Source organism: Photobacterium japonica, from assembly GCF_050337005.1.
Lineage (GTDB): Bacteria > Pseudomonadota > Gammaproteobacteria > Enterobacterales > Vibrionaceae > Photobacterium > Photobacterium japonica.
In genome coordinates this window covers 1-17,803 of the sequence record NZ_JAKJSN010000049.1, presented here as the reverse complement: position 1 = coordinate 17,803, position 17,803 = coordinate 1, and the positions used below count along the sequence as shown (strand labels likewise).

The window sequence follows — 17,803 nt, the reverse complement described above, 5'->3', positions numbered from 1 at the left end:
ATGGTGATTGAGCCACACAGCATTTGGATTGGTGACAATCACGACAGTGAACAGTTATTAGGCTTTGGCGACATGCCCGCTGAGCCGCCGCATCTTAGGATGTTGGGTGACAGCAGTTTACGGGTGTCCCCCATGATCCCGATAGCGGCAAGCCCGGTTCCACAGCGTTTGACCGCTCTCTTGTCACATGCGCTGCAAACACAACCCATTGAATGGCATGCGGCACCGGTCGTTGTGTTGTTACCGCAATTAGGCAGTATCGATCAGTCGCAACATCCTCTTTTGTTTGGCAGTGTCTGTGAGGCGATTCCGGCGTTGTCATCCCACCCTTCCTGTTATTTGTACCCATACGGTCGAGGCGCCATGTTATTGGCCTGGAAGCGTATTGACGCGTTATTGGCCGACCAGCCTTACGTGTGGGTATTGGCGGTGGATTGTGATCCCCGATTGTGTGAACCGCTGTCACCGCTTCTCGATGCCGATTCGGCGGATCATGTCTCAAGCATTACGGCCACAGACAGCGTCATGTTGGTAAAAGTATCGGCCGCGTCAGAAGGGTTACAGCGCGAGTGGTTTTCTTATGAAGCCCTAACCAAAGATAAAGCCACCCATACCGCGCATGCGGCGGTTGGAGCCTTATTTTCACGTTATCAACACGCCTGTGGCCTTCCTATTCATCAGTTTTATGCGCCTTATTTGGGGGGAGAGAACTGTAATGAAGAATGGGCGATGGCGTATCACCATCTGGATCGCGCCGTAGGGCGATATACCCGCTTTGTCATGAACGGCGCTGTGGTCGGTGAGTTAGGTGCGTGTTCCGGCTTATATAACCTTTTGCACTTGTATGAACGTTATCGGCGGGGGGAATACCGCCACCCCACACTGCAGCTAGAGAGCTCGGAAGTGCTCTATCGCGGTGCGGCCCTCTATTCGTGGCAACCTTAGTGGATGATTGTGGAAAAACATGGACGGACTACTGCAACTAAAAGCCAATGATGGCAGAGCTTACCGATTCACGGTTGCTAAACAGGGGCGAGGCAAAGCGGTGCATTTTCACACCTTGCAGCTAGCCCGTCTGCATATCGATAAATTTTCTCGCCTACGTCCCATTCAGGGAGCCGATCTGTTGGCGGTATTAGGATTATTGGATTTTTCAGCCGAAGTGCGTGCGCGCTCAATGGGTAGCCGTGCTTTTGCCCAAGTGAAAGAAACCCTTGCCCAAGCGTTATTTGATCAAACGCTGAGTGTGTATGAGGTGCCGGTCGCTCAGCCAATGGTTGTGCACGCGCCACCGAAAGCCCCGCCTGCGCCGCGTGCGAAACGCACCGTCACGACCCAAGGGGGGCGCGATGACAGTCCGGCTGCCGGTACCGGTGAAAACAGTGTGACTGACAGCCCCGTCGCCGCTTCACCGGATGAAATGGCCTACTGTGGTGATCCGGTGTCGATGGCGACGGGAGAAGAAATCCTCACCCTGACTGATGTCGTGTTAACGGGCAGTGCGGCGATACATTGGCAGCGCACCTACCGTTCCAGCCTGAGCCAACAAAATGTGGGGTTAGGTTATGGTTGGCGCAGTAATTTTCACGGTGAGCTAACGCCTGTTACGGATGAAGATACGGGGAAAATAGCGTGGCACTTTGTCGATCATCAGGGTGACAAATTGGTTTTTCCCGCTGTGGCGGTCGGCAAGATCAGTTATCACCTGACTGCTGGTGCCAGCTTATTGCATGATGCCCCCAGCGTGTATCGGCTCACCCTCCAAAATGGCCGCCAACTGCGCTTTACCCAGCAGCAAGGCCGTTGGGTGATGGACCGTATTCGTGAAAGTGAAACCCTGCAATATACGCTCAGTTATTCCAGTGGCGGGCGCTTAATTGGTATTTCTGCCAATGGGGGAGCGCAATTAGAGTTTCGCTATGATCGTGGGGGATGTCTGACGGAAGTACAGAGTCCGTCCCCCAATGCGCGCGATGAGCAAGGCCGGATCACCCACGCGGTAGTGCTCGCACATTACCATTACACCGCGGAAGGGGACTTGTGTGAGGCCAGCAACCGTCAGCAACACGTTGAAAAATACCGTTATGACAACCACTTATTAGTTCAGCGAACCCGTCCTTCCGGCTTTCGTCATTATTTTGAATGGCAAGGGCGAGGAGCGCGTGCGAAGTGCATTGCCCAGTGGGGGGATGAAGGGCACTACCACTACCGTTTCACCTACGAGGAAGCCAATCATGTGGCGATCAGTACCGATAGCTTGGGCAATGAATGGCGTTTTGAGCACAATCGTGACGGTCGCTTATTAGCCAAAGTTTCGCCGCTTGGGCACCGTTGGGCGTACCGTTACGACAGTCGATCACGCAAAGTGGCCGACATCACGCCCAATGGTGGTGTGACGCATTTCCGGTATAACGCTTACGGCCAACTGAGTGAGCAGGAAGCACCAGATGGTGGTATCACCCGTTACCAATACAATCGCTTAGGGCAAGTCATTCAGATCACTGACGGGGAAAATCGCGTTTGGCGGAATGATTACAACAGCTTCGGGCGGTTACTGAGTCAGCAATTGCCCGGTGGCCTTGAAAAACAGTACCACTATGACCGCCACGGGCGCGTAATCCACATTGAACAATCCGACGGTCAGGATCAACGTTATTGGTGGGGGGCTCAAGGCCAACTTACTGCGCAGCAACAAGGCGAAGCAATCACCCGTTACAGCTACGATGCGTTAGGGGAAATGAACGGGATCATAAGTCCCGATGGCTGGGTCACACAGTATGAGCGTGATCGATCCGGCTTGATCGTCAAGATCAGCGAGTATCCTCATGATCAGGCCGATCAGTGTCGTCATTATTCGTTGAGTTATGATTGGGCGGGTCGGCCAATCACGATGACTGATCCCTTGGGGCGCACGCATCGACTAGCGTATGAAGGATTAGCTCAGCCGACGCAGCATATTCGCCCTGACGGCAGCACGTTAACCTTTGGCTACGACAAAGAGCGCAATCTCACCGCGATCACGCGAAGTGACGGTGTCACGTATTCATTGCAGTATGACGGTGAGGAACGGGTCACACAGACGGTTGGGTTTGATGGCCGCACCCAGCAATACCAGTATGACGGGCAGGGCAACCTGATCAGCGTGGCGGAAAATGGCGATCGTTTTGTCCATTTACGCCGTGATGCGTGCGGACGTGTGCTTGAGCAGCGTTGCAGTGTGAATGGCCTAACCCATGCGAATCATTTTCACTACGACACCCTTGGGCGCATCAAACATGCCAACAATGCTCAGCGAAAGGTGAGCATACAGTATCACCCCAACGGGCAACCGAGCGATGTGTGGCAAGACAACTGGTGCGTGAAACATGAGTGTGACCATGCAGGGCGTCGCACGTCGACAGTATTGCCCGATCAACAACGCATCGAGTACCGCTACGATGCGCAAGGCCGCTTGATCGCCATGGCATGGCAACAACAGCCGGTGTTTACGCGTCAGTTTGATAGCAGTGGTCGCGAAACGGTGCGGCAGTGGGCCAGTGGCGTGACGAGTCAGCACGTTTTTGATCGACAAGGACGACTGCAGCAACAGCGGCTCACCTCGCCGGCACACCCTGACCATCAGCGTGATTATCACTACAGCGTGGCTGATCAACTGGTGGGCATTAAAGACAGCACACGGGGTGACAGTGAATATGGCTTTGATGTGTTGGATCAACTCACGCAGGGCGCCGTGCCATTGCCGTCAGGACACGCTCAGGCAGAAACCTTGTTTGCGTTTGACAGTTTTGGTAATCCGTTACCGCGTGATGGGCAGAACCCGCGAGACCATAGCGAGGACGACACCGCGCCGTGGATCAACGTCGAACGGGATCAGTTATTACAGTGGCATGATGCCTATTTTCGGTACGACGCGTTTGGTAACCAAACGAAAACCCTTGGGCCACAAGGGAATGAGCAGCGGTGTTTCAACGGGCTCAATCAACTCATCAGCCTCAAAAAAGCCGGAAAATACACCCAATACCATTACGACGCTTTAGGGCGACGCAGTGCTAAAATCAGCGAACGTCAGCAGATTGATTACCTGTGGGATGGCGATCAGCTCATCGGTGAACATTGCGCAGGGCAGTTTACGTGGTACCTCTATGAGCCGGGCAGCTTTAAACCCGTCGCGCTGGTGGCGAACGGACAGGTGTATCACTACCACCTCGACCATCTCGGTACCCCGCTGACATTAACCAATTCACACGGCGAGATTGTCTGGCAAGCAGATTACAGCGTGCAGGGTGTCGCCACCCCAAGTATTGCACACATCCCCAATCCGCTTCGCTTTCAGGGCCAGTATTGGGATGAAGAATCTGGCCTGCATTACAACCGTTTCCGTTATTACGATCCGCAAGTAGGCCGCTTCATCCACCAAGACCCGATTGGGTTACTCGGTGGCATCAACCCTTACCAATATGCCCCCAATCCCGTGCAATGGGTGGATCCGTTAGGGTTGAGTTGTAAGGAAGAAAAAGAAAAAACGAGTGGAAAATCAATGCAAATTGGTGAATTTGGCTCTTTTGAACCGATAAAAGGGTCTGCCACAAGAGGTTTTTTCAAAACTATCGTTAGTGATACGACGATGGAAATCATTTACGGTGAAATTAGTTCAGTTCCTTTCTTGCGTGCTGATCCTATAGACCGTGCCGACATGGAAGCGTATGAAGCGGTTGCAGGGTTAGAACGATATGCGACGCTCCTTACTCCAACGGGAGCCGCAAATTTTGCAAAAAATGCGATCATAGATGGAGTTAAGCTAGTTGATTCACCTGAAATTATGCGAGAATTAGTTAAAATTACTAAGAGTGTCAATAAGTATAGAGGCGGTTCTCATCGAGATATGATTAAGCCTGTTGGGGATGGGTTAGATTCGCATCACATGCCAGCTAAGCAATCTAATTTATCGGTACATCCTAATGATGGGCCAGCTATCCAGATGGATCCTTTCGACCATCATTTAACTAGCAGTAATGGTAGAAACGGCCGTGCTGGTGCAATCTATCGCTCTGAAATTACTGAGATGATTAATTCAGGCGATATGCGAGGAGCAATGGCAAAAGAAATACGAGATGTTCGACGTGCGTCATTAGAAGGTTCGAGTAGTCGAACTAAATACAATAAAGCTATCAAAGAAATGTTAGGGTATGCTAAATCTCAAGGTATGCTAAATAAAAAAGGGAAATAAAATGAAATTAATACCATACAAATCCATTGGGTCTATAAAATTTGGGATGTCAGAGAATGATATTATTAAAATTCTTGGTCAACCAATTAGAACTCGTAAGAATAATGAAGGTGAAATTGAATACCACTATGATGGATGTATTGTTAGGTGCGATACTATTAATGAATTAGTTCGTGAATATACGTTACTACCTGAATATTYTGATGAGTTTATTGTTAATGATATAGAGTTGGATTTTGAAAATGAATTTTTTAAAACCCTTTGTAAAATAGATGGCCATCCATATGAATGTTATGGATATATAGTACTTTTGAATTTAGGAATTACTCTTACAGGATTTCATGATGGAGATGAAGACCAAAAAGCGATCTCTGCATTTAGACAAGGTGATTGGGATCGATTTAAAGGCGATATGACAGTTTATCAGTTATAACCATATGAATTTTTATTTTGGTATTTATAGTTGTGTGAAAAGTTACAGTTCTATATATTCATCGGTACTATCATGCCCATTTTTTATACTGGATGTGAAGCCTTTAAAATCCAGGCATAAAGCAGCTTAAGTAATCTGGTTTTTTTGGAGAATAAACGGGGGCGTGAAGGTTTTATACTCTATCACTTGTTGGTAAACCAGATGGTTATGATTATTTATGCCTTAAACTCAGCAATAGCCTCTATAGCTTCATGATACGGGATCGCGAGGCATAAATTAGAAGTTTAAAACCATAGTTGGATTCTATTTAAGATGAGTATCTCGTTAATATTTTGTAGATGGTTAAAATGCTAAATATTCGCCGCTATTTAAAGTCAATAACACTTTTGATCGCAGGGCTGCTGAGTGCATGCAATGTTGAGGGTGTAGATATGAAAGCATCTGATTTTTTCCAACCTGAAATGGTTGCATTACTTCAAGATATACAAAGTGGCAATAAAAATCGGGCTGAGGAAAAAATCAGTGATGGTGTTTCGCTGAATGTTCACGGCAAAGAAGGCATAACACCTTTGTTTTGGTTGATTATAAACAAAGATAAGCCTGCGATGAAGCTAGCGTTACAATTAGGAGCCGACCCCAATTTTCCTGATCCTATTGGCGATACGCCAATAGGAATGGTTGCAGGTGGCAATGATGATGAGATGCTTGAAATTTTGTTACAAGCCGGCGCTGACCCTAATTCACTGGATTCAAATGGTTATCCTGCTTTGTTTGATGCAATAGGTATGTCTAACTGGTCACAGATCAAAATGTTAATTGCAGCCGGGGCTGATATCAACTTATCCAACAAAAGACAGGTAAATAGTGCACATCATGCACTCTATATTGGTCAATATGAAATTGCTCATTATTTAATGGAGTTAGGTGCAGATCATACAAAACGTACACCGACTGGATCTGATATGGCTTGGCGAATTCATAAAAGCTTAAGCAAAATTTTATTAGATAAGGAAACCGACGCCTATAAATGGGCGGTGAAGGTCAAGCAACAATTAATAGATCGTGGCGTTAAGTTTCCGCCTCCCTCACCAAAGGAAATTCGCGCGAAATGGGCTGCCGAGGGGCGGTAGTAGTAATTTTTTATTATAGTGGTTTAAGTATAAAAAAGAGAGCGTTCAAACGCTCTCGATTCATGAATGATTTTTTGTGTTGGGGTTTTTCTGTGCCACATATTGGCTTTAGACGGTTCAGTGTATAGGTTTTAACGGGCAATCCACTAAAGCTGCAATACACATCACAGTATGTTACGACTGATTTTGAGTTAGCTATCTATAAATATATATTCTAGGTAGGTAAATCAACAGTGAGTAGGTATATGGGGCATAATTTAGACATACAGAGCATTTATGTTTTGGTGAAAATGTATGAATTACGCAATGTTAAATTGGTCGCTGATGCATTAGGGAAAACGTCTAGCGCGATCAGTAAAATCCTCTCTAAGTTGAAGACCCATTTTGACGATCCTCTGTTCATTCAAGGGCGGTATAGCTTTGAGCCTACCTTGTTCATGGATACGAACATTGTTCATTTTGAGCATATCTTGACGACATTCGATGCCATTCACCACAGTGATTTTTCTCCGCAAACATTAAAGCAGGAAATTATCCTTTATGGACACGCGCTGTTCTGGGATAACTTTGGCGACAAGCTTTATCTGGAGTTACGGAAAGATGCGCCATTAGCTAAAATTTCTATGCGTAATTGGAGTTTAGAGGCGCGCGCGCGTCTGGTGGAAGGGGAGAATGCCGTTTTATTGAATACCTATGATGATACGTTGCCTCAGGTTATTCTACAAAAACCGATTTGCGAACTCACTCCTACCTTTTATGTGCGAGAGGCACACCCCGCCCAAACCATCGATGAGCTGATTCAATATCCTTTTGTGATCACGCGAAATCCCGGTTGGAATGACGTGCGTTACCCCATTCTTGAACGCTTATCCGGTGTTGGGTATCAAATCACGCCCTGCGTGGAAGTCGAGAATATATCTGCTATTGAAAATATCGTCCGTCAATCGGATCATTTTTCATTTACGATGTCGCGACTTATCCCTAGTGGTTGCCGTGCTATCTCGTTACCGATTTTATCCGACCTCAAAATCAATTGCGTGATGAGTTACCATCGTGCAAAGCAAAATGATCCACAAAAGGAGTGGCTATTCCAAGCCTACAATCGCGTGCTTAATCAAACGAAAGTGTGAATCTTACTTATCACTCCCGAATTCGTTTTCTCAACGCGCGTTAATATTTTACCGCAAACATTACCCTTGTTTTCGTTCGCCTTTGTATTGTCTGTTCATTCTGTATACAGGTGTTGTGTGAGGTGTATCACTCTGGTTTCCAAAGTGGAAAGTCAGGGTTTCCTCTACATGTGATTCAAATCACAGTAACCTTATTCATGTCGAGAGGGGAAAGCCTCTACATACAAACAACGAAGAAGGTATATATTATGAAAAATGCACTTATCATCGCGCTATCCATCTTCTCTTTGTCTGCTTTTGCTGCGGGCTCAGCAGGTTCAAATAACGGTCTAAACGGTGATCTTATCCAACAAGCGAATGCGACTGGATTGTCGATGGAACAAGCCACTCAAGGCGTTGCGACGGGTCATATTTCAAATGGTGTGAATACGTCTCAAGCATCTGAAACTGTAGAGAGCGCTAAGTGATTTATCATGCTCAAGGATGAGCAAACCCCTCTTCTCTTAATAATGAGACAGATAGGGCAGAGATCGATGATGACAAGATCTTAAAAAGATCACTTTACACTTCACGTACTAGCCCAATGGCTAGTTTTTTTATGCCTAAAATTTAAAACAACTCACAGATATCTACGATACTTATCATCACGGGGTTAATCGAAAGTTTTATTGAACATTTGAAATGAAGCTGAGAGTTGTAGAATAGTGGTTGAATTCGTGGTCTGCTATGTAATGACATTTTTATTGGGATGCTATCTCCCTCTCGCTGAAGAGGGAGATGATTGGGTAAATATAAATTTGATGGGGGTGTTAACGTTTTTCTTTTTCAGCAATGATTTTTTTAGTTTCAGGGTCGAGCATGCCGGTGACTTTTAGGTTGTTATCGTGTTGGAATTTTTTTAAGGCTTTAATCGTATTTTCATCCATTTCACCTGTTATCTTTCCATGATAATAGTAAAAGTTATTGAGACGTTGCTGTAAGCCTTCCACCGTCTCAAGACTTTTAAGTCCGCCAACAAGCACCTGTATTTTTGAGTAATTTTCATGATCATTGATACCTTCGCCATAAAAGCGAATCATGACTTTTTCTCCATCCATCCCTTTTAGTGGAATGATCCCATCACTGTCTGTAACACCTTCAAATTCTTCATCATTATATTCAATGACATATTTATATCCGACATACGGTTCGGAATATTGGTTTGTCATGCTGATGCCTGATTTCTTTGCGTTTTCATTAGCAAGGCAGGTGTTGAGTATAAGAGATAATGATAAGAATATATATAATATTGCTTTGAGCATTAATTTGTTTTTCCACGGTTTAATTAATGTTGTTTTTATAAGTTAAATCAACTTAGGTTGGTTGATTATGTTATAAGGAAGATGGGTCGTCTTTATTTTCCCTGTTTGTCTTTGCGATGTATATCACTCTGGTTTCCAAAGTGGAAAGTCAGGGTTTCCTCTACATGTGATGCAAATCACAGTAACCTTATTCATGTCGAGAGGGGAAAGCCTCTAAAAACAAATAACCTCGAAATCATTCAAACGAAGAAGGTACATCTTATGAAAAACGCATTCATTATCGCTCTCTCCATCTTCTCTCTTTCTGCTTTTGCTGCAGGTTCAGCAGGCTCAAATAATGGTCTAAACGGTGACCTTATCCAACAAGCGAATACGGCTGGGATGTCGATGGAACAAGCCACTCAAGGCGTGGCGACAGGGCACATTATCAATAGCGCGAATGCTTCTCAAGCGACTGAAACCGTAGAGCACGCGAAGTGATTTATCATGCTCAAGGATGAGCGAATTCCTTTCTCGTGGCGACACACCCAATATCTCTCACCATCAATAATCCATCCAGCCCTCTTCTTTTATACCCACTTACGCGAATACATTATTTCGATTTTATTGCCTTCCACGCTAACCCAAATTTGGCCAAATATTTTTGTAAGCGGCTGGCATCATTGGTTGATGATTTAGTCAGTCGGCTGATGTTATACAGTTCACGCCCTGCTGCTGCGAGCGTGTTTGATGCTTCACAAACGGAAAGCACATAGCTCAGTTGCTGTTTGTCGAAATTGTCTAATTGTGTGCTGTCTTCTAAGTAGCATTCAAGCGCTTGAGTTGGTGGGGCCGAACTTGGTTCGCTCCATGCTAATTGCAAACGGGCGATTTCAGCGTGCACGTCGGAAACCGAAATTCGGGATTGATCGGCGAGGGTGCATAAGCGGGTAATTGCGGCGCCTAGGTCACGGAAATTGCCTAACCAAAGCGCATCGGGGGATTGTGCAAACGTCAGAAAAGCGGTTTTCGCCTCTTTGTTAAATTGCACGCGATGGTTGTTTTTCTCCATGTAGCGGGTGAGCTCGAATTCCACGTTGGCAGGAATATCTTCACGCCGTTCTCGCAGGGAAGGCAAGGTGTAGTGCCATAAATTGATCCGTGCCAGCAAGTCTTCCCGGAACGTCCCTTCTTGGATCATCTGCTTCATATCGCGGTTGGTACCGGCGATCAGCTGGAAATCACTGTGAACGGTGCTATCGCTGCCAACGGGGAAGAACTGTTTGTGTTCGATAGCATGCAACAGCATGGCTTGCTCTTCTAACCCCAATTCACCGACTTCATCAAGAAATAACACGCCGTTATTGGCCGTGAGTAAGAAACCATCGCGGGCTTTCAGCGCCCCTGTAAAGGCGCCCTTTGTGTGACCAAATAATGCCGCCATCGCGTTATCACCGCGCAGGGTGGCGCAGTTCACCGAGACACATTCCCCTTCCACCATCGAGCGGCGTTTTTTCAGCTGGAAAATACGAGAAGCAAGTTGTGACTTCCCCGCTCCCGTTGCCCCTGTAAGCAAAATAGGTTCACGAGAGCGAATCGCGACTTTCTCTATTTCACCGATTAAGCGGTTAAACGCCGCGTTTTGCGTATGGATCCCACCCTTTAAAAAAGCGCTCCCTTCTTGGTGTTCAATATCAAAGCGGTTGGCCAATTGATCATATTGGGATAAGTCGAGATCGATGATCTGCACGCGCCCCACGGAGCGGTTGCTGGCGTTTTTATCCGGCGAGGTTTGGATTAATCGACCTGGGAAATGGCGGCTTTCAGTTAGCAGATAAGCACAAATTTGCACCACGTGAGTCCCCGTGGTGATGTGGAACAACAAATCTTGCTGCTCGCCATCAAACTGATGATTTTTACACCAATCAAACAACGTGGCGTACACCTCACCAAAATCCCACGGGTCAGTAAAGTTAACGGTATGAAGAATAACCGTGGTTTCGGGCGAGACTCGGTGAATATCGTCGGCGATTTGGTTGGCAAGTCGACCGCTGTGATGATTGTGTAATAAATGCAGCTCATCAATCTGCACTTCTTCTTGGCTACATAAGCTGACATTGGGGCGCCATCGTCGCCAGCGATCACACCGCTTACCGACAAAATCAAGTTGCGTACCCAGTAAACTGACGGCGACGGTTTTGCGCATTTAATCATATCCATATAGATAAAAACGTATCCGTATAGACTAATTTTTTCTCGATGCAAAAACCAGTAAATGGGCGGGTAAAAACAAAAAATAAAAATAAAACCATTAATAATCAGTCATTTAAAATTATTTTTATTGTGATTGTCGATATTGGCACGCAATTTGGTATAGCTATGTCGTGATTGATGGTGACTCTACGTTCACCCCGGTGCGCTAAGCGATGCGACTGCGTATGCCGTCACACAAGGTAAGCCCTTTTAAGGCTTGGGTTCAACTCCCAAACATAAGGTAGCTCAATCGGTAGAGCGGCAAATGAATAATTTGTGTGTAGCGGGTTCGATTCCCGTCCTGAATGACCTAATGATCATGACGTTTTAATTGCAACACGCCAACAACGTGAATTGCCAATGGATAAACAGCGCCTCTGATTCAGGGGAAGCGGCAAGCGTAAATGCTCCCCGCTTCTCCCCCCTTAGTCGGCCCTGTTTAGTAAGCGATTTAACTTTGTTGGTTTAACACGAGGAAGTGACGATGAAAAAATATCAAAAAACCATCACGGTAACGGAAGGCCAACGTGCTTTGTTATTTAAAAATGAACAATTTCAAACCGTGTTGCCTGTTGGACAACATAGGTTCTGGGATTTCAAGGATAAAGTACGCTTCAAGTTGATCAGCCTTAATGCGGTGTTTGTCTCGGATGCCGACATCATCCGTTTGTATCGTGAAGGTGCGGCGCTGAAAGACGATATCTTGCATTGGAAATTGTCACCCACTGAAACGGGACTGTTGTACTTCAACGATATTTTGCTGGGGATTGTCGCGCCGAACGAACATGTTTATGTGTGGAAAGCGGCGGGGGAATACCGCTTGGATCCCGTGAATGTAGAAGACGATGTCGAGGTAAAGGGCGCAATGCTGCGCGATATTGAGCGCTCGAACAAAAATACCGCCCCAGCGTTGATCCACAGTGGTAGCACGCATGCGATTCAACCAATGAGAAGTATACGGGTGGATAAACAGCAAGTTGCCTTAGTGTTCTTTGATGGCCAGTACCAACACACCTTACAGCCGGGGCATTACGGGTATTGGCAGTTTATGCATGATATCGACGTGCGTCAGTTTGACTTGCGTACACGTCCCTTTGAAGTGAGTGGACAAGAGATTTTGAGTAAAGATCGCGTCAGTTTGCGCATTAATCTGAGTGCCAATATTCGGATCAGTGATCCTATGTTGGCGGCGACCACAGTAGAGAGTATCGACGACTTTGTGTATCAGCGGTTGCAGTTGGCATTGCGTGAGGCGGTCGGTACCAAAACCTTGGATGATATCCTGTTGGATAAGTTGTATATCAACCAAACCGTGCGTGAATGGGTGATTGAGCCATTGGCGCAGGTAGGGGTGGCGTTAGAGAACGTTGGGGTGAAAGACATCATTTTACCCGGCGAAATGAAAGCGATTTTGAATCAAGTGGTGGAAGCGCAAAAAGCCGCAGAAGCCAATGTGATCAAGCGTCGCGAAGAAACAGCGGCCACCCGCAGCTTGCATAACACAGCGAAAGTCATGGAAAACAATCCTGTTTTAATGCGTTTAAAAGAGCTGGAAGCGTTAGAGAAGGTGTCTGAGAAAATCAACAACTTGACCGTTTACGGTGGGTTAGATGGCTTAATGCAAGGCGTCGTGAAGTTGGCGTAAAAACACGTTGCTGTTTTGATCGACTAAACGAAGAGAATGAAAAATAAGGAAATGTGATGTGTCAAAAATTTAATGTCTTTGAAGCCGAAGGTAAGACACCGATTAAAGCATGGACCCAAGGCGTGCCGTTTGAAGATGCCGCGAGAGCACAGCTTGATAATATCGCGACCATGCCCATTATCCATTCCCATATCGCGGTGATGCCCGATGTGCATTTAGGGAAAGGGGCGACGATAGGCAGCGTGATCCCCTCGGTAGATGCGGTGATCCCTGCGGCCGTCGGAGTCGATATTGGCTGCGGTATGGTCGCGGCGAAAACCAGCCTGCGCGCGAGCGATTTACCGGATAATTTACGCGGTGTCCGTTCGGCTTTTGAAGCGGCGGTGCCGCATGGTCGCACTGTTTCCCGCAATAGCCGCCGTGATAAAGGGGCGTGGGGGGACGTGCCGCCGGTTGTGGCGCAAGAATGGCTAAGTTTGCAGGCCCGGTTTGAGCGCATTTGTGAAAAACACCCCACAATTCGTAAATCTAACAATGTGAATCACTTGGGGACGATGGGCACGGGCAACCACTTCCTTGAATTGTGTATTGATGAAAACGATGCGGTTTGGATCATGTTGCACTCCGGTAGCCGTGGCGTGGGTAACTTGATTGGGACGTATTTTATTGCGCTGGCGAAAAAGGAGATGGAGCGTCATCAAATTCAATTACCGGATCAAGATCTGGCGTATTTAAAGGAAGGCAGTGCGTACTTCGATGATTACGTGGAAGCGGTAGAGTGGGCACAAGACTTCGCCCGTAAAAACCGTGAAATCATGATGGTCAATGCCATTGCTGCGCTGCGCAAAGTGCTAGGGCTGAACTTCAGAGCCAGTGAAATGGCGGTGAATTGCCACCACAACTATATCTCTCGTGAACATCACTTTGGTAAAGATTGCTACGTGACCCGTAAAGGGGCGGTACGTGCACAGCAAGGTGAGATGGGGATCATTCCCAGTAACATGGGTGAGTGTTCCTTTATTGTGCGTGGATTGGGGAATCCTGAGAGCTTTAACAGCTGTAGCCATGGCGCTGGACGGGTGATGTCGCGTACCAAGGCGAAGAAGGTGTACACCCTGCAAGATCAAGCAGCCATGACCCAAGGCGTGGAATGCCGTAAAGACAAAGACGTGATTGATGAGATCCCAGCGGCCTACAAAAACATTGATGATGTGATGGCGGCGCAAAGTGACTTAGTGGAAGTCGTGCATACCCTCAAGCAAGTGGTCTGTGTGAAAGGGTAAGCCGAAACGCTAACCCACTAATTAAGAGATCAGGAATTGGATACGCGTCTCTGTTTGATTTGCCGTCGCCTTGCTGCAAACGACGGCGGTTCGCGATATGATAACCGTTATATTATCAAGGAGAAGGCGTAAGAAAGGGTATGGATAAGCGAACCGGTATAGTGATTGTGACAGCCTGTCTTTGCATGGGTCTTCAGGTGGCGGGTAGTCAGGCGCATGCTCAAACGTCTCCGACGAGTGATACCGGCATTGCTCCGTTTTCTGCTTCGCTGAGCGATGTGGAAACAACAGCCCCTCTTCCCGCCTTATCCGATGTGTTATCACAATCCGCTTCGAATGCGGAGGATCTTCCAGCTCTTTCGTCTCAAGAATCCCCGTCACAAGCACTCACGTCATCGTTATCAGACGCCTCTGTATTAGACCCTGTATTACCACCGCAAGATGCTGTACCCGCAGAGCGTCCATTGGGTGAGGTGTTTATTAATAATTCCAAACTGGCGAATCAGGCGGTGGAGTTTTATGGGCAGGGGAGTCGCCCTGTAAGTAATGGGATGAAAGATAGCCACAGTGTGTATCAAGATAAAGATGCGATTGATCCGACCGAATTTGGCGGAGGCATCAAATTTAACGCTACAGACAATTTCAGTATTTCCGTGGAAGCGGGCGGGGAGTTGGAATCCGATGATTCGGTGGATGTGGACAGTGGGGCGGTCAAGTTTCAGCTGAGTTATTAACGCGCTCGTCACCAAGCGGTTTCTACGACATCGCACATAAGGGTCATGCTGATAAAAAAACATGCCGACAGGTTTCCCTGTCGGCATGTTGCGTTATACGGTTTACGTCACTGGCAATCGTGATGTTTTAATCAATGCCAGATGACCATAAGCCTGTGAATAAAGAGCAGTGATTACAGGCCAATAATTAGAGACATAGCCGTTGATACAATCAACGCACCAATCATAGGAATAGCCGTACGTTTTACTAGCTCAAACGGTGATACATCGGCAACACCAGCCACCGCAACAATCGCACCGGTGATCGGTGACATTGAGCGCGCAATACCCGATGCCAACTGCATAGGCATCAGCATCGCGACGGCGTTAATGCCGACTTTGTTCGCGATATCTGGCACCATCGCAGCGAACGAGAAGAACGGCGCGTTGCCCGAACCCATCAAAATCGCGGCAAGTGTGATGATCAGTACCATTAAGATGATCATCAGTGACGGTGAAATGCTGGCGTTAATCGCCAAATTGATCACGCTATCAAGCAGGCCGATCACTTTCATACCGTGCGCAAACACTTGACCGGCAATCACCAAGGTTACCACGCGGGCAAACTGCTTACCCATGCTGTCGAAGTACACGAAGATATCTTTAAAGACATTACGCGCACCGTGACGCTTACTTTCACACAACATCGCAACCGCAATCGAAATGAACATGGCGGTTACCACGTCAATTTTAACAGCAGTGAACAACATTGGGCTGAATGCCATGATCAATGCCAGTGGGATCATCGGTAGCAAGGCATAGAATTTTGGTGGTGCAACAGTCGTTTCTTCTTCCTGAATATCAACCTGTCCTTTGTCGGTGTCACGGCGATCAAACCATTGTTGAACAAAGAAGTGCAGCACGGCAATAGTCAGCATGGTCGCAACGGCAACCGGTAGCTGGTAATCAAAGAAGTATTCGGTGACTAACAGGTCAGCGGTTTTCGCTGCCAAGTTAGCGTTGCCAGATGCTGGCCCCAAGTCCAAACAGGCTGTGGTCGCAATAACCGCCACCGCGGACATTTTGCTGACGCCTAAACGTACCAAAATCGGGTACAGCGTTACCATGAGTAGCAGACCAAGGCCAGAAGCACTTGGAATGAAAATGTTCAGGAGCTGGCCGATGATGTAGCCCAGCGCCATTACCAAATACGGTGATTTAAAGAACCCCAATGGCTTGAGCGCAATGTTTACCAACGCGCGCGATGCACCGATGTGATCCATGTACTTGGCGAAACCGCCAACGGCCATGATGATCAAACCCAAACCGGCGACGGTTTTAGACGTGGTATTTTTGATGAAGGTGAAGATATCCAGCCATGAATTGCCGCTTGAGGCACTTTCTGCCAGCGGGGTACCGGTCTGGGTAATGATAGCGGCAGCCATCATAATGATACCGCCGAGTAACAAGGTGGTTTGTGGGTTAAACTTTTTGTATATCAGCGTCCCGACAGAGAAGATGACAGCAAGGCTAAAAATAGTGACCACTTAAAAAGCTCCAGTCAAAGTTGAGTGTTAATTACTGATAGCTATATTATTTAATTGTTTTTTCATAAACGATCACAACTTGTCATGGTGAGGCGATGCTTTACACAATCATGACCCCCATCAAAAAAATGCTTTACTCAATAACGACTTACTCCAAAAGTAAAAACAAAGTTTATGGTGGGAAAATACAATTCCCTTACATATTAAAGGGGGAAGAGTGCGCGCAAATCAACGCATACAACTGTTTGGCCGCCGGACCGGTTTTTACCCCGAGCGGTAATGTAACGTGGATGGGCACCTGATAGCGATGGGCTTCGGCCACCGCGAGCGGTACAACAGGCGCTTGTCCCATCGCATCTAACCAATGTTGCGGCAAGCGACAAAACCCTAAACCCGCCTTAACGGCTTGCCAAGCGTGGTCAAAATTATCCACCGTGATCCGCTGCTGGGATTTCAGCCAGCCCACATCCCGTGTTGCTTGCTTAGGGGCGACACCGAGATCACGGATCACGATTTGGGTTTCGCTCGTGAGATCGCTGATCTGCAAGTCCGGCTTTTGCGCTAAAGGGTGGTGTTGGGCGACAACAGGGATCAAGCTGACCACCCCAATGGCTTCTGCTGGGAAGTTGGTGATCGGCAAGTTGATAATGGCGATATCAGCCTTACCTGACATGACCGCGTCGGTGGTACTGGACAGGGAGGTTTCCATGATCTGTATCGAGGTTGTGGTGTTGTCGGCGAGAAAAGCCGCCAATGGGGCATACAGCCACTGGCGATCACACAGGTGATCCACCGCAATGGTGATTTCAGATTCAATCCCTTGTGAGAGTTGCTGACTCATCAGCTCCAAATCGCGGGCTTGTTCCAACATTGTGCTGGCACGGCGCACTAAGGCTTTGCCATCGTCAGAGAGCACGGCACGGCGTCCTTTGATTGTCAGCAGTGTGACTCCCAGTTGGTCTTCCAGTTTTCGTACCGCATAAATCAAGGTGGTATGGCTTTTATTTAAGTGTGCCGCTGCGGCCTGAATGCTGCCGTGGCGGTCAATCTCTTGCAAGGTAAGCCATTGATCAATCGTTGTTCTTAATCTCATCTGTCAGTATTTTCCACAGTAACGCGCAGTTTTATGAACTTTTTTGTCTAATTTATCTAAGTAATATAT

At 47.2% G+C, this 17,803-nt stretch carries 14 protein-coding genes; 10 read left to right on the top strand and 4 right to left on the bottom strand.

The window, feature by feature from the left end; all coding sequences use genetic code 11:
• The 6 genes from L4C36_RS17820 (at window position 1) to L4C36_RS17795 (ending at window position 8,387) form a co-directional block, all read left to right on the top strand.
• A complete protein-coding gene (locus L4C36_RS17820) occupies window positions 1-945 on the top strand; it encodes a hypothetical protein (protein ID WP_428479152.1) in 945 nt (314 codons plus the stop codon).
• A 19-nt stretch (window positions 946-964) separates the two neighbouring features.
• The gene (locus L4C36_RS17815; protein ID WP_428479151.1) at window positions 965-5,227 is read left to right on the top strand and encodes an RHS repeat-associated core domain-containing protein; all 4,263 of its coding nucleotides are present in this window, start codon (window positions 965-967) and stop codon (window positions 5,225-5,227) included.
• A gap of 1 nt (window position 5,228) precedes the next feature.
• Window positions 5,229-5,660 carry a hypothetical protein gene (locus L4C36_RS17810; protein WP_428479150.1) on the top strand — a complete coding sequence of 144 codons (432 nt, stop codon included), beginning with the start codon at window positions 5,229-5,231 and terminating at the stop codon, window positions 5,658-5,660.
• Between the two features lie 431 nt (window positions 5,661-6,091).
• A complete protein-coding gene (locus L4C36_RS17805; protein WP_428479149.1) occupies window positions 6,092-6,790 on the top strand; it encodes an ankyrin repeat domain-containing protein in 699 nt (232 codons plus the stop codon).
• A gap of 245 nt (window positions 6,791-7,035) precedes the next feature.
• Entirely contained in the window at window positions 7,036-7,920 is an 885-nt protein-coding gene (locus tag L4C36_RS17800; protein WP_428479148.1) for a LysR family transcriptional regulator, read from the top strand.
• Between the two features lie 248 nt (window positions 7,921-8,168).
• Window positions 8,169-8,387 (top strand): hypothetical protein, encoded by a 219-nt coding sequence (locus L4C36_RS17795; protein ID WP_428479147.1) that lies wholly within the window; start codon window positions 8,169-8,171, stop codon window positions 8,385-8,387.
• A 342-nt stretch (window positions 8,388-8,729) separates the two neighbouring features.
• Here L4C36_RS17795 and L4C36_RS17790 read toward each other — a convergent pair whose 3' ends face one another.
• Window positions 8,730-9,221, bottom strand: a complete 492-nt coding sequence (locus L4C36_RS17790; RefSeq protein WP_428479146.1) for a peptidoglycan-binding domain-containing protein — start codon at window positions 9,219-9,221, stop codon at window positions 8,730-8,732.
• Between the two features lie 261 nt (window positions 9,222-9,482).
• On the opposite strand from L4C36_RS17790, the gene L4C36_RS17785 reads away from it, so the two are divergent.
• The gene (locus L4C36_RS17785) at window positions 9,483-9,701 is read left to right on the top strand and encodes a hypothetical protein (protein WP_428479145.1); all 219 of its coding nucleotides are present in this window, start codon (window positions 9,483-9,485) and stop codon (window positions 9,699-9,701) included.
• 112 nt (window positions 9,702-9,813) lie between these two features.
• Here L4C36_RS17785 and rtcR read toward each other — a convergent pair whose 3' ends face one another.
• A complete protein-coding gene (gene rtcR, locus L4C36_RS17780) occupies window positions 9,814-11,406 on the bottom strand; it encodes an RNA repair transcriptional activator RtcR (protein WP_428479144.1) in 1,593 nt (530 codons plus the stop codon).
• Between the two features lie 531 nt (window positions 11,407-11,937).
• Between rtcR and L4C36_RS17775 the strand changes: the two genes are divergently transcribed.
• The 3 genes from L4C36_RS17775 to L4C36_RS17765 all read left to right on the top strand — a co-directional run bounded on the left by L4C36_RS17775 (window position 11,938) and on the right by L4C36_RS17765 (window position 15,115).
• Window positions 11,938-13,098 (top strand): slipin family protein, encoded by a 1,161-nt coding sequence (locus tag L4C36_RS17775; RefSeq protein ID WP_428479143.1) that lies wholly within the window; start codon window positions 11,938-11,940, stop codon window positions 13,096-13,098.
• Window positions 13,099-13,154: 56 nt separating this feature from the next.
• Window positions 13,155-14,381: an RtcB family protein gene (locus tag L4C36_RS17770; protein WP_428479142.1), complete on the top strand. Its 1,227-nt coding sequence runs from the start codon at window positions 13,155-13,157 to the stop codon at window positions 14,379-14,381.
• Between the two features lie 140 nt (window positions 14,382-14,521).
• The gene (locus L4C36_RS17765; protein WP_428479141.1) at window positions 14,522-15,115 is read left to right on the top strand and encodes a hypothetical protein; all 594 of its coding nucleotides are present in this window, start codon (window positions 14,522-14,524) and stop codon (window positions 15,113-15,115) included.
• 173 nt (window positions 15,116-15,288) lie between these two features.
• On the opposite strand, the gene dcuC is transcribed toward L4C36_RS17765, so the two are convergent.
• The gene (gene dcuC / locus L4C36_RS17760) at window positions 15,289-16,641 is read right to left on the bottom strand and encodes a C4-dicarboxylate transporter DcuC (protein WP_428479140.1); all 1,353 of its coding nucleotides are present in this window, start codon (window positions 16,639-16,641) and stop codon (window positions 15,289-15,291) included.
• A gap of 196 nt (window positions 16,642-16,837) precedes the next feature.
• Entirely contained in the window at window positions 16,838-17,734 is an 897-nt protein-coding gene (locus tag L4C36_RS17755; RefSeq protein WP_428479139.1) for a LysR family transcriptional regulator, read from the bottom strand.
• Window positions 17,735-17,803 lie beyond the last annotated feature (69 nt).

What these genes read in the sequence shown, in the direction of transcription:
- L4C36_RS17815 (WP_428479151.1), top strand. Translation starts at nt 965, where the DNA reads ATGGACGGACTACTGCAACTAAAAGCCAATGATGGCAGAGCTTACCGA.
- L4C36_RS17820 (WP_428479152.1), top strand. Translation starts at nt 1, where the DNA reads ATGGTGATTGAGCCACACAGCATTTGGATTGGTGACAATCACGACAGT.
- L4C36_RS17775 (WP_428479143.1), top strand. Translation starts at nt 11,938, where the DNA reads ATGAAAAAATATCAAAAAACCATCACGGTAACGGAAGGCCAACGTGCT.
- L4C36_RS17795 (WP_428479147.1), top strand. Translation starts at nt 8,169, where the DNA reads ATGAAAAATGCACTTATCATCGCGCTATCCATCTTCTCTTTGTCTGCT.
- L4C36_RS17790 (WP_428479146.1), bottom strand. Translation starts at nt 9,221, where the DNA reads ATGCTCAAAGCAATATTATATATATTCTTATCATTATCTCTTATACTC.
- L4C36_RS17770 (WP_428479142.1), top strand. Translation starts at nt 13,155, where the DNA reads ATGTGTCAAAAATTTAATGTCTTTGAAGCCGAAGGTAAGACACCGATT.
- L4C36_RS17765 (WP_428479141.1), top strand. Translation starts at nt 14,522, where the DNA reads ATGGATAAGCGAACCGGTATAGTGATTGTGACAGCCTGTCTTTGCATG.
- L4C36_RS17800 (WP_428479148.1), top strand. Translation starts at nt 7,036, where the DNA reads ATGGGGCATAATTTAGACATACAGAGCATTTATGTTTTGGTGAAAATG.
- L4C36_RS17785 (WP_428479145.1), top strand. Translation starts at nt 9,483, where the DNA reads ATGAAAAACGCATTCATTATCGCTCTCTCCATCTTCTCTCTTTCTGCT.
- L4C36_RS17805 (WP_428479149.1), top strand. Translation starts at nt 6,092, where the DNA reads ATGAAAGCATCTGATTTTTTCCAACCTGAAATGGTTGCATTACTTCAA.
- L4C36_RS17755 (WP_428479139.1), bottom strand. Translation starts at nt 17,734, where the DNA reads ATGAGATTAAGAACAACGATTGATCAATGGCTTACCTTGCAAGAGATT.
- rtcR (WP_428479144.1), bottom strand. Translation starts at nt 11,406, where the DNA reads ATGCGCAAAACCGTCGCCGTCAGTTTACTGGGTACGCAACTTGATTTT.